At 64.4% G+C, this 10,450-nt stretch carries 12 protein-coding genes and 1 tRNA gene; 3 read left to right on the top strand and 10 right to left on the bottom strand.

The genetic code is table 11. The annotated features are described in order from the left end of the window. The 3 genes from DC366_RS09765 to DC366_RS09755 form a co-directional block, all read left to right on the top strand. Nucleotides 1–573: IS66 family transposase (locus tag DC366_RS09765; protein ID WP_133176192.1), on the top strand; the 573-nt coding region annotated here is incomplete at its 5' end. After that, a complete protein-coding gene (locus tag DC366_RS09760) occupies nt 570–1,052 on the top strand; it encodes a plasmid pRiA4b ORF-3 family protein (RefSeq protein ID WP_243405091.1) in 483 nt (160 codons plus the stop codon). The genes DC366_RS09765 and DC366_RS09760, both read left to right, overlap by 4 nt. 603 nt (nt 1,053–1,655) lie before the next feature. Then, on the top strand, nt 1,656–1,982 hold the full coding sequence (locus DC366_RS09755) for a helix-turn-helix transcriptional regulator (protein WP_133176191.1): 327 nt from the start codon (nt 1,656–1,658) through the stop codon (nt 1,980–1,982). 108 nt (nt 1,983–2,090) lie between these two features. Here the strand turns inward: DC366_RS09755 and DC366_RS09750 are convergent. The 10 genes from DC366_RS09750 to DC366_RS09705 all read right to left on the bottom strand — a co-directional run bounded on the left by DC366_RS09750 (nt 2,091) and on the right by DC366_RS09705 (nt 10,357). Further along, a tRNA-Phe gene (locus tag DC366_RS09750) sits at nt 2,091–2,165 on the bottom strand. Nucleotides 2,166–2,243: 78 nt separating this feature from the next. Beyond that, nucleotides 2,244–2,426 (bottom strand): DNA gyrase inhibitor YacG, encoded by a 183-nt coding sequence (locus tag DC366_RS09745; RefSeq protein ID WP_108691995.1) that lies wholly within the window; start codon nt 2,424–2,426, stop codon nt 2,244–2,246. Continuing rightward, nucleotides 2,423–3,451 (bottom strand): ribonuclease E/G, encoded by a 1,029-nt coding sequence (locus DC366_RS09740; protein ID WP_108691994.1) that lies wholly within the window; start codon nt 3,449–3,451, stop codon nt 2,423–2,425. The genes DC366_RS09745 and DC366_RS09740 overlap by 4 nt, the downstream gene beginning before the upstream one ends. Further along, nucleotides 3,448–4,041, bottom strand: a complete 594-nt coding sequence (locus tag DC366_RS09735; RefSeq protein WP_108691993.1) for a Maf family protein — start codon at nt 4,039–4,041, stop codon at nt 3,448–3,450. Before DC366_RS09735 ends, DC366_RS09740 begins: the two co-directional genes overlap by 4 nt. 89 nt (nt 4,042–4,130) lie before the next feature. Beyond that, complete coding sequence (gene infA, locus DC366_RS09730; protein ID WP_108691992.1) at nt 4,131–4,349, bottom strand: translation initiation factor IF-1; 219 nt, start codon at nt 4,347–4,349, stop codon at nt 4,131–4,133. Nucleotides 4,350–4,537: 188 nt separating this feature from the next. After that, nucleotides 4,538–5,422 (bottom strand): carbon-nitrogen hydrolase family protein, encoded by an 885-nt coding sequence (locus tag DC366_RS09725; RefSeq protein ID WP_108692039.1) that lies wholly within the window; start codon nt 5,420–5,422, stop codon nt 4,538–4,540. A 90-nt stretch (nt 5,423–5,512) separates the two neighbouring features. Beyond that, nucleotides 5,513–7,306: an ABC transporter transmembrane domain-containing protein gene (locus DC366_RS09720; RefSeq protein ID WP_108692038.1), complete on the bottom strand. Its 1,794-nt coding sequence runs from the start codon at nt 7,304–7,306 to the stop codon at nt 5,513–5,515. A gap of 133 nt (nt 7,307–7,439) precedes the next feature. Next, a complete protein-coding gene (mltG, locus tag DC366_RS09715) occupies nt 7,440–8,609 on the bottom strand; it encodes an endolytic transglycosylase MltG (protein ID WP_108691991.1) in 1,170 nt (389 codons plus the stop codon). Beyond that, nucleotides 8,609–9,868 carry a beta-ketoacyl-ACP synthase II gene (gene fabF / locus DC366_RS09710; protein WP_108691990.1) on the bottom strand — a complete coding sequence of 420 codons (1,260 nt, stop codon included), beginning with the start codon at nt 9,866–9,868 and terminating at the stop codon, nt 8,609–8,611. The genes mltG and fabF overlap by 1 nt, the downstream gene beginning before the upstream one ends. 255 nt (nt 9,869–10,123) lie before the next feature. After that, nucleotides 10,124–10,357 carry an acyl carrier protein gene (locus tag DC366_RS09705; RefSeq protein WP_076531917.1) on the bottom strand — a complete coding sequence of 78 codons (234 nt, stop codon included), beginning with the start codon at nt 10,355–10,357 and terminating at the stop codon, nt 10,124–10,126. Between the last annotated feature and the right edge of the window lie 93 nt (nt 10,358–10,450).

The following is a 10,450-nucleotide window of genomic DNA, read 5'->3' as shown; positions in this document are numbered from 1 at the left end:
ATCAAGGCCATAGCCCGCAAGGGTAAAAAAGTAGCAAAAGAAATCTCGCCCATCGCGCTGGACGCTGTGACGCGGATTGATGCGATCTTTGCGGCCGAGCGTGACATCACCGGCCTGTCAGATGCAGCGCGTCATGAAGCTCGCCAGCAGTGGGTAGCGCCGATGGTCAATGATCTGCATGATTGGATGCTGGCCGAGCGGGCTCGGATGTCAAAGCACAACCCTGTTGCCAAGGCGATCAACTACATGCTCGAGGGCACAGGTCGCTGGGAAGCCTTCACCGCATTCCTTGATGACGGGCGCCTCTGCCTCACGAACAATGCCGCCGAACGGGCGCTCAGAGGGATCGCATTGGGCAGAAAGTCATGGCTTTTTGCAGGGTCTGAACGCGGTGGCGACAGGGCAGCCTTCATGTATACCCTCATCGTCACGGCAAAAATGAACGACACTGACCCGCAGGCATGGATGGCAGACGTCTTGGCGCGACTGCCCGATATGCCTGTGTCTCGCTTGCCAGAGCTGTTGCCCTGGAATTGGAAGGCCGCCATGGAATTGAAGAGGATTGCTGCATGACGCTGGTCGCGCGCATCAAGGTCACATTGTCCGATGTCGAGCCTCAGGTGCTTCGACGCTTTGATGTGCCCCTCAAGATCAAGCTGAACCGCCTGCATGATGTGATCCAGGCTGCCATGGGATGGACCGACAGTCACCTGTATGAGTTCAGGGCCGGCGGCAGCGGCTGGGGCGTGCCAGATCCAGATGGTTTTTACGATGGCCCGATGCCCGCCAGCAAAACCAGCCTGCTTGACGTGATCGAAGATGTGGGAACCAAGACCATCCATTACATCTATGACTTTGGCGACAACTGGCACCACGTGATCAAGATCGAGAAAATCGATGGCTCTATCGCGGGCGCCACCTATCCGCGCCTCGTCAGGGCCATAGGGGCTTGTCCGCCGGAAGACGTCGGCGGCTTCCCCGGTTACGCGGACTTCCTGGACGCCATCGCCGACCCCAAGCACGAAGAACACGGCCAGATGCTGGAATGGTAGGGGGGACAGTTCGACCCGGATGAGGCAGAGATCGGCCGCATCCTCGATAGCTTCGAGCGTCTTGCCAAAAAATGGGCACCGAAGCCGCGTAAACCAAAAGCCGCACCCAAACCCCTCTGATCAATACGGCGCGCCCACGGCCTTCGCCGAAGGCTTACAATCCTCTTACCCGGTTAAAAGAACACAACACCTCAACCAATACCCACACAAAAACTATTGGAGAAAACGCGGTGGCCTGAGCCACCGAACAACTAAGGCGCTTTCGCGCCGCACACTTGCAAAACCATCAGTTTTGCAGCCCCAAGAGGCCGCGGTATTCCGGCCTCTTCAAAGATAAACAAACACCCAATTGTCCACCCCCAGCCATATAAAGAGTAACGCATCAAATTCAGTCCATCACCTTCAGACCAACCGCTTCACACACCAAACGGCGGTCATTCATTTTCATTTGCGCACACAATCCACTGGATTCGACATTGCCACGGTAAAAAGCTGGGGATCCTGCCGTGATCCGTCCACGAGTGTTCATTATCTTTGAGATCAGTGGGCCGACCCCTTCCATTTGTCGGTGCCGATCAACTTAAACAACCAAGGATAGACACAATGTCAGATACGAACACCTCACTCCCGAAATGGCTTTCAGGCCGCCGCTACTGCACCATCAAGGACCTCATGCGGCTTTTCGAAGTCTCCCGCGCCACGATTGACCGTTGGCACAGGGAAAACCCGGATTTTCCGCGCAAACACAAATTCGGCAACCCGTTCAACGAAAATTGCAGCACCCGGTTTGTCGTGCCTGAAGTGAACGCCTATGTCGCGATGGTTGAGGGAGATCGGGCGGAGTGGACGAAACAGTTTGATCCTGTAGACTCAGACACGAAACAGCGTGCTTCGGACCACACGGAAACGCCGAAGTCGCCGCCTATGTAAGATGCTCTGTGCCACCAGTGTGCCACTGAGCGAAAAGATAGCAAATATAAGAAGGAGGAAGCTCATGCAAAAACACATGCAAGCCATTGAAAGTATGGAATATTTAAATGGTGCCCGGGGGCGGAATCGAACCACCGACACGAGGATTTTCAATCCACTGCTCTACCCCTGAGCTACCCGGGCAACGGGAACGCGGATGCGTTCGGGTGAGGGCGTTCTAGGCGAGGGTTGCAGGGCTGTCCAGAGCCTTTGGCAAAAATTTCAATGCGGTTTTGCGCGTTCCGCCTCGGCCGCTTCGATCGCTTCCTCGATGTCGTCCGGGTCGGTCGATGGAATCGCATAACCACCGCCCAGCCAGCGTGCCAGATCGACGTCGGCGCAGCGTTTCGAGCAGAACGGGCGATGGGCGGTTTGCGTTGGCTTGCTGCAGATCGGACAGCTCATGAGGGCACCTCCAGGATCGCGCGGTCGCGCTTGCGCTGCAGCTCGTAATGGCCCAGCGGGGTCCAGCCGACCAGCGCGGTTTCGGTCATGTCCGCCCGAAACGCCGCGCGCAAGGCATCCTCGAACTGGCGGCGGTCCTTCTTGGCCATCGGCGCCAGATCCAGCACGATCTGGCCGCCAAGGCCCCGCAGCCGCAACTGCCGCGGAAGCTCGCGGGCGGCGGCGATGTTGGCCTTGTGCCCGGCGGCGGGGCTGGTATCGGCGCCGGTATTGACATCAACGGCAATCAGCGCGCGCGTCGGCTCCACATACATCGAGGCGCTGCCGGGCAGCGAAACATGCGCCGTCTGCAGCAGCGCGATCTGGTCCAGCACGCCTTCGGCGTCGAACCCGCCCGCCTCCGTCACGATATCGGCCGGCGCGCTCCATTCGCGCCATGCCATCTGGTGCGGGCCGTCGCCTTCGGTCAGGACCTCGGCGGCGCCCTCGGCATCGCCGAGCACGGCAGCGGCCAGATCGGTCATGGCGCGGATGTCCTCGGCGATGACATCGGGCGCGGCATCGGCGCAGGAGGATCGCAGGATCAGGCCCAGATCCGCCTCGCCGATCTCGTCCCGCTCGGCGCGGGCAATCTGCAGCAGCATGTCGCGCCGCTCGTCATCGCGGATCGCGCGGCTTATGTTCAGTCCCGGCGCCCCGGGCGTGACGATGGCATAGCGCGATTTGAACAGCAGCTTTTGCGTCACCGGCAGCGCCTTGCCCGGCTCTGCCTGGCCGGTCACCTGCACCAGAAGAGCCTGCCCCGGCGCGATGCCCCGCACCTGCCGAAGGAAGGCAGGCCCATCGGGCGTGCGCAGGAACATGCCGCCCTGCCCCTTGACCGGGCGTTCGGCGATCGCGCGATAGATCGTGCCGATGCGCGGCCCGCCCCCGTCGATCAGCAGATCCTCAAGCCGCCCGGCAACCAGACGCGCCGCCGCCTCCTGCCCGTTCAAGTGATCCAGAACGATGGTCTCGCGGCTCATGCCTGCGCCCTCCAGCCTGCTGCGGTGAGTAGCGTCGCGGTTTCCGCCAGCGGCAGCCCGACAACGGCGGTAAAGGAGCCTGATATCCACGGGATCAGCGCCCCGGCGGGCCCCTGAATCCCATATCCGCCGGCCTTGCCGCGCCAGTCCCCGGTGGCGAGGTAGCAGGCGATTTCGGCCTCTGACAGGCGCTTCATCTTCACCTTGGTCAGGACGTCGCGTTGCCACAGTCTCTCGCCGCGGCGCAGGGCGATTGCCGTGATCACGCTGTGACGGCGTCCCGACAGCGCCCGCAGGAACGCCTCGGCCTCGGCCGCGTCCACGGGTTTGCCCAGGATGCGGCGCCCCATGGCCACGGTCGTGTCAGCGGACAACACGATATCCTCCGCATCTGACGTGACGGCCACCGCCTTTTCCGCCGCCATGCGAATGCAGTAAGGGCGCGGCAATTCGCCCTTTTGCGGCGTTTCGTCGATGTCGGGAGGGCGGATATCGTCGGCCACCACGCCGATCTGAAGCAACAGCTCGCGGCGACGCGGACTGCCCGAGCCGAGGATCAGCCTGGGGCGTCGTTGCGTGGTAAGCGTCATCAGGGGCACCCGGTCAACCTTCGGGGTGCGGCCGCATCATGCCTGCGGCAGGACGCGTTCCCGCACGGGGGGCGAAACGGCGTTTCGCCCTATTTGAAACGATAGTTGATCCGGCCCTTGGTCAGATCATAGGGGGTCATTTCGACCTGCACCTTGTCGCCCGCCAGAACCCGAATACGGTTCTTGCGCATTTTTCCCGCCGTATGTGCGATGATCTCATGGCCGTTTTCCAGCTCGACCTTGAATGTCGCATTCGGCAGGAGTTCCTTGACGACACCGGGAAATTCGAGCGTATCTTCCTTGGCCATGGGGTCTCCTGTAAAAGCAATTTCCGCGACGTCGCGGAACAGCGCCTTAGATGGCCCCATTTCCCGGTTTTTTCAAGGGCTAAAGCGCGACAAGACGCCGCCATGGCGACGCCAGCCCTGGTTTGGGGCGTTTTGCGTTTGTTCCGGACCCGCAAATCCGGCGCAAAACGCGCGCGATACCGGCGCGTTCACCGAAGCGATACAGACGCAGGCGCGCCATCGCGGCCCGCCTGATCGTCCCAGTGGCTGCGGTTCAGAACCCCGCCATCCGCGCGCACATGCGCAACGCGGTCCAGATCGACCTCGCCGATGGTCCAGCCGGGTTTGTTCAGCGTGCCTTCGGCGACCACGCCCGTGGACGGAAATCCGGTGTCCGGCGGGCCAAAGATGCCGCCCGCTCCCACATTCTCGTCGACCGCAGGCGACCAGGGCGCGGGGCCCACGATTGACGACATGACCGACACGCACTGCGCCTCCAATGCGCGCGCCATGGAGCCGATTCGCACGCGGCTATAGCCGGCCAGCGCCTCGGTGCAGGACGGCACCAGCAGCAATTCAGCCTCGCTCACGCTGCGCGCCAGCAGCGGAAACTCGCTGTCATAGCAGATCAGGATCGCCATCTTGCCCAGCGACGTGTCGAACAGCTGCAGCTTGTTGCCGGGGATCACGTCCCACGGGGTCCGCTCGAAGCGGGTCATGATCTGCTTGTCCTGCACGCCGCGCCCGCCGCCCGGCGCGAACAGGCGCGCGCGGTTCACGGGCCGAGCGCCATACGCCTCGTCGAACACCGGCGCCGAGGCGGCGAGGATATGGACCTTGTGCCGCGCGGCCAGATCGGCATGCAGATCATCCACATCGCCGATCAGATCCGAAACCGCGTGCAGGCAGCCTTCCAGATCGCCCGCCACCTCCGGCCCGGCCAGCATGGACAGCTCCAGCGCGGCGTATTCGGGAAACACCAGCAGCTCCGCCCCCTGCCCGGCGGCGCTCTGGACCCAGTCGGTCAGCTTGTTCTTGAAGGCCGCCCAATCGGGCAGCGGATCCAGCGGGTATGCGGCGGTTGCTATCTTCATGGCGCCGACCATATCAGCGGCGCGCGCGGCGTCCAGCCCTCCGCGCATTCACCTTGGCGTCAAATACTCGCCCCGCAGGGCCCGCCCGCCTCAGGCGGCGTCGCCGGTGAACTGGAGCTTGGCCAGTCGCGCATAGAGCCCGCCTTCGGCCACCAGGCTGTCATGCGTGCCGGTCGCGACAATGCGTCCGGCCTCCATCACGATGATGCGGTCCGCCTTCTTCACGGTCGCCAGACGGTGCGCCACGATGATGGTCGTGCGCCCCTCGGCCAGCTTGTCCACCGCGATCTGCACCGCGCGCTCGCTTTCGGCATCCAGCGCGCTGGTGGCCTCGTCCAGCAGCAGCACGGGCGCGTCGCGCAGGATGGCGCGGGCGATCGCGATGCGCTGCTTCTGCCCGCCGGACAGCATCACGCCGCGCTCGCCCACCTCGCTGGCATAGCCTTCGGGCAGCGCCATGATGAACTCATGCGCCGCCGCGGTGCGCGCCGCCGCCTCGACTTCGGCATCGCTGGCATCAAGGCGGCCGAAACGGATGTTCTCGCGCGCGGAGGTGGCGAAGATCACCGGATCCTGCGGTACCAGCGCCATGACACGGCGGAAATTGTCGCGCCGCATGTCGGTCAGCGCCGTGCCGTCCAGTAGAATGCGCCCCGACACCGGATCATAAAAGCGCTGCAGCATCTGGATCACGGTGGTCTTGCCCGCGCCCGACGGGCCGACCAGCGCCACGGTCTCGCCCGCCTCGATATGCAGGTTGAAGCCGTGCAGCGCCGGCACGTCCGGCCGCGCGGGATAGACGAAATCGACATTCTCGAAACGGATATCGCCGGTCACCCTGCCGGGCAGCGGCGCCGGATCGGCGGGATCCTGCACCGGATCGCTGGCGCCCAACAGCTCGACCAGACGTTCGGTCGCGCCGGCGGCGCGCTGCAACTCGCCCCAGATCTCCGACAGCGCGCCGACGGCGCCGGCGACCATCACCGAATAGATCACGAACTGCACCAGCGCGCCCGCGCTCATGCCGCCGCCGCGCACATCGCGCGCGCCGATCCACAAAACGCAAACCACGCCCGTGAAAACCAGGAAGATCACGATCACCGTCATCGCCGCCCGCACGCGGATCCGCTGGCGCGCGGACTCGTAGCTGCGCTCGGTCGCGGCGCCGAAATCGCTGCGCGTCGCGGTCTCATGCGTAAAGGCCTGAACCGCCTGAACGCTCAGCAGCGCCTCGGACGCCTTGCCCGAACTCTGGGCGATCCAGTCCTGATTGTCGCGGCTCAGGCGCCGCAACCTGCGCCCCAGAGTCAGGATCGGCACGATGATCAGCGGCACGATCAGCAGCACCAGACCCGTCAGCTTGGGCGACGTGGCCAGCATCAGCACAAGGCCCCCGGCAAAGATCAGCAGGTTGCGCAGCGCGATGGAGATGGACGAGCCGATGACGCTGAGGATCAGGGTCGTGTCGGTGGTGATGCGGCTCAGCACCTCGCCGGTCATGATCCGCTCGAAAAAGGCGGGGCTCATGCCGATGACGCGGTCAAACACGGCGCGGCGGATGTCGGCGACCACGCGCTCGCCCAGCTTCGTGACCAGCGCATAGCGCAGGCCGGTTCCCACGGCCAGCAGCGCGGTGATGAGCAGCGCCGCCATGAAATAGCGGTCCAGTATCTCGCCATTCTCGGCGCCGAAATTGTCGATCACCCGGCGCACGGCCAGCGGCAAGGTCAGCGATACCGCTGCGGTCAGGAACAATGCGGCGGCGGCGGCGGCCATCAGGCCCTTGTAGGGCATCAGGAACGGCGCAAGCGCGGCCAGTGCGCCGATGCGTTTGGACGGATCGCGATCCCGCATTTCTGCGGTCGCGGCAGCGTTGCGGGCCATGGCGCGCTCCTCGATGGGTGTATCGGTTTGCCCGCGTTCTTGGCCCTGCAGCGCCGGAGGGTCAAGCGCCCTTTCGCCGCGCCCATGCCCGGCAGGCGGACAGCGCCAGCCGCAGCGATGGCCGCGCCCGGCCTTATTCGGCGGGCGCGGCGCCTTCGGCCTGCTCGGCCTCGATGCGGCGCCACTTGGCGACATTCGCGTTATGCTCTTCCAGCGTTGTGGCAAAGGCATGCCCGCCCGAGCCGTCCGCAACGAAAAAGACATAATCGGTCTGCGCGGGGTTCACCGCCGCCTCGATGCTCGCCTTGCCCGGATTGGCGATGGGCGTGGGCGGCAGCCCTTCGATCACGTAGGTATTCCAAGGAGTTGCCTCGCGCAGCTCACTGGCGCGCAGGCCCCGGCCCAGCACGCCTTTGCCCTCGGTCAGGCCATAGATTACCGTCGGGTCCGTCTGCAGGCGCATCCCTCGCTTCAGCCGGTTCTCAAAGACCGAGGCGACCTGGCGGCGCTCGTCCGGCACGCCCGTTTCCTTTTCGATGATCGAGGCTAGGACCAGCATTTCCTGCGCATCCTTCAGCGGCAGGCCATCGGCGCGGCTGGCCCATGCGGAGGCGACCAGAATTTCCTGCGCCTCGCGCATCCGCTCGATCACGCTGGCGCGCGTGTCGCCCTTGCGCACCTCGTAGCTGTCGGGCGCAAGCGTGCCCTCGGCGGGCAGCTCGGCCAATTCGCCCTCCAGCACGTCGATGGTCTTGAGCGCCTCGACGATCTGCCAACTGGTCGTGCCTTCGGCAATCGCCACGCGGTAGCGGGTATCGTTCTGGGCGCGCACCTCGGTAAAGGCTTCGGGCGCCTCTTCCTCGGCCGGATCGAAGGCCGCTTTCTCGACGTAGCGCCCCGCTTCGATATCCAGCTCGCGCACCTGCACCTCGCTGCTGGTCACGCCGATGCGATAAACCACTTCGGTGCCGCAGGTGCTGGCGCCGCCGCGGGTGATCAAATGGGTGATCTCGCTCATCGTGGCGTGTTCGGGGATCAGCCAGCTGCCAGCCTTGCGATCACCGGACTTGCCCGAATAATCGGCGCCCATGCGAAAGATCATCGGGCTGGTGATCACCCCCTCGTCGGCCAGTTGCTGCGAAATCGTGCGCATCGACGCGCCGCTTTCGATCCGCAGGCAGATCGGAGCATCGCCCGGCCCTTCGGCGTTATAGGTGTTCTGCCCCCAGAGGATCACGCCCCCCAGCAGAAACACCATCACGACCAGAAAGCTGATCGCGCTGGAGGCGATGTTGCGCCACATCAGCGCACTGCACCGAAGCAGACGCTGGCATTGGTCCCGCCAAAGCCGAAGCTGTTGGACAGCGCAACCTTGACCTGGCGCTCGACCTTCTTGTTCGGCGCAAGGTCCAGCGGGGTTTCCACGGCCGGATTGTCAAGATTGATGGTGGGCGGGGCCACCTGATCGCGGATCGCGAGGATGGTAAAGATCCCCTCGATCGCCCCCGCTGCGCCCAGCAGATGGCCGGTTGCCGACTTGGTCGAGCTCATCGTCGCCTTGGCGGCCGCATCGCCCAGCAGCCGCTCGACCGCCTTCAGCTCGATCGTGTCCGCCATGGTCGATGTGCCATGCGCGTTGATATAGTCCACCTGCGAAGGATCGACGCCGGCATGGCCCAGCGCCATCTTCATCGCGCGAAAGCCCCCGTCGCCATCCTCGTCCGGGGCGGTGATGTGGTGCGCGTCGCCCGACAGGCCATAGCCCAGAACCTCGGCATAGATCTTGGCGCCGCGGGCCTTGGCGTGCTCGTATTCCTCCAGCACGACGATGCCCGCGCCCTCGCCCATGACAAACCCGTCGCGGTCCACGTCATAAGGGCGGCTGGCCGCCTGCGGATTGTCCGCGCGCTTGGTGCTGAGCGCCTTGCAGGCGTTGAAGCCGGCGATGCCGATCTCGCAGATCGCCGCCTCGGCGCCGCCGGCGACCATGACATCGGCATCGCCGAACATGATCAGCCGCGCCGCATCGCCGATGGCATGCGCGCCGGTCGAGCAGGCCGTGACGACAGAATGATTCGGCCCCTTGAAGCCATAGCGGATACCCACCTGACCGCTGATCAGGTTGATCAGCGCGCCGGGGATGAAAAACGGCGACACGCGGCGCACGCCCTTGTCGCGGATGATCAGCGTCGTTTCCTCGATCGAGCGCAGCCCGCCGATGCCGGAGCCGATCATCACGCCGGTGCGCTCGCGCGCAGCCTCGTCCTCGGGCATCCAGCCGGCATCCTCGACAGCCTGCTGCGCGGCAGCGATACCATACAGGATGAAATCATCGACCTTGCGACGTTCCTTGGGCTGCATGTAGTCGTCGGCATTGAAGGTGCCGTCCGTTCCATCGCCGTCGGGAACCTCGCACGCATATTTCGTGATCACGTTGACCGGATCGAAACGGGTGATGGGGCCTGCGCCCGACTGACCGGCCAGAAGGCGGCTCCAGCTTTGCTCGACGCCAGAGGCCAACGGTGTGACCAGTCCAAGACCTGTTACGACAACTCGGCGCATACGCGGCCCCCTCCCAAAAATGCTTTGACGCCGCTCTTACCCCGGCTTGGGGCCGGGGGGCAATACCGCACCGGCCAAGTGCGGAACATGTCGGCGGGATATGCATGCCGCAGGCTCGATGTGCCCGGCACGTGAAAAGGGCGCCGGTTTCCCCGCGCCCTTGTCGATCCCTGCGCGGCATGCCTCAGGCGATACCGGCCTTCGGATTGTCCCGATGCACGCCACCGGACGCCGTGACGGCGCCCGACGGAAGGCTCAGGAGGCTTCCTTGATGAACTTGACCGCGTCGCCGAAGGTCTGGATGTTCTCGGCTGCATCGTCGGGAATCTCGATGCCGAACTCTTCTTCGAAGGCCATGACCAGCTCGACCGTGTCCAGGCTGTCGGCGCCCAGATCGTCGATGAACGAGGCGTTTTCGACAACCTTGTCCTCTTCGACGCCCAGATGCTCAACAACGATCTTCTTCACGCGGTCTGCGATATCGCTCATGTCATAATCCTCATGTCTCGTTGGGCGCGTTGGCCCGATTGTGCCCCCGCCCGGCAGGCGGGTAGCGGCGTGAATGTTGCCCCGCAGGGCCAC

The sequence above is a fragment of the Pelagivirga sediminicola genome (genome assembly GCF_003072125.1).
Lineage (GTDB): Bacteria > Pseudomonadota > Alphaproteobacteria > Rhodobacterales > Rhodobacteraceae > Roseovarius > Roseovarius sediminicola.
This window is presented reverse-complemented; position numbering and strand designations above follow the sequence as displayed.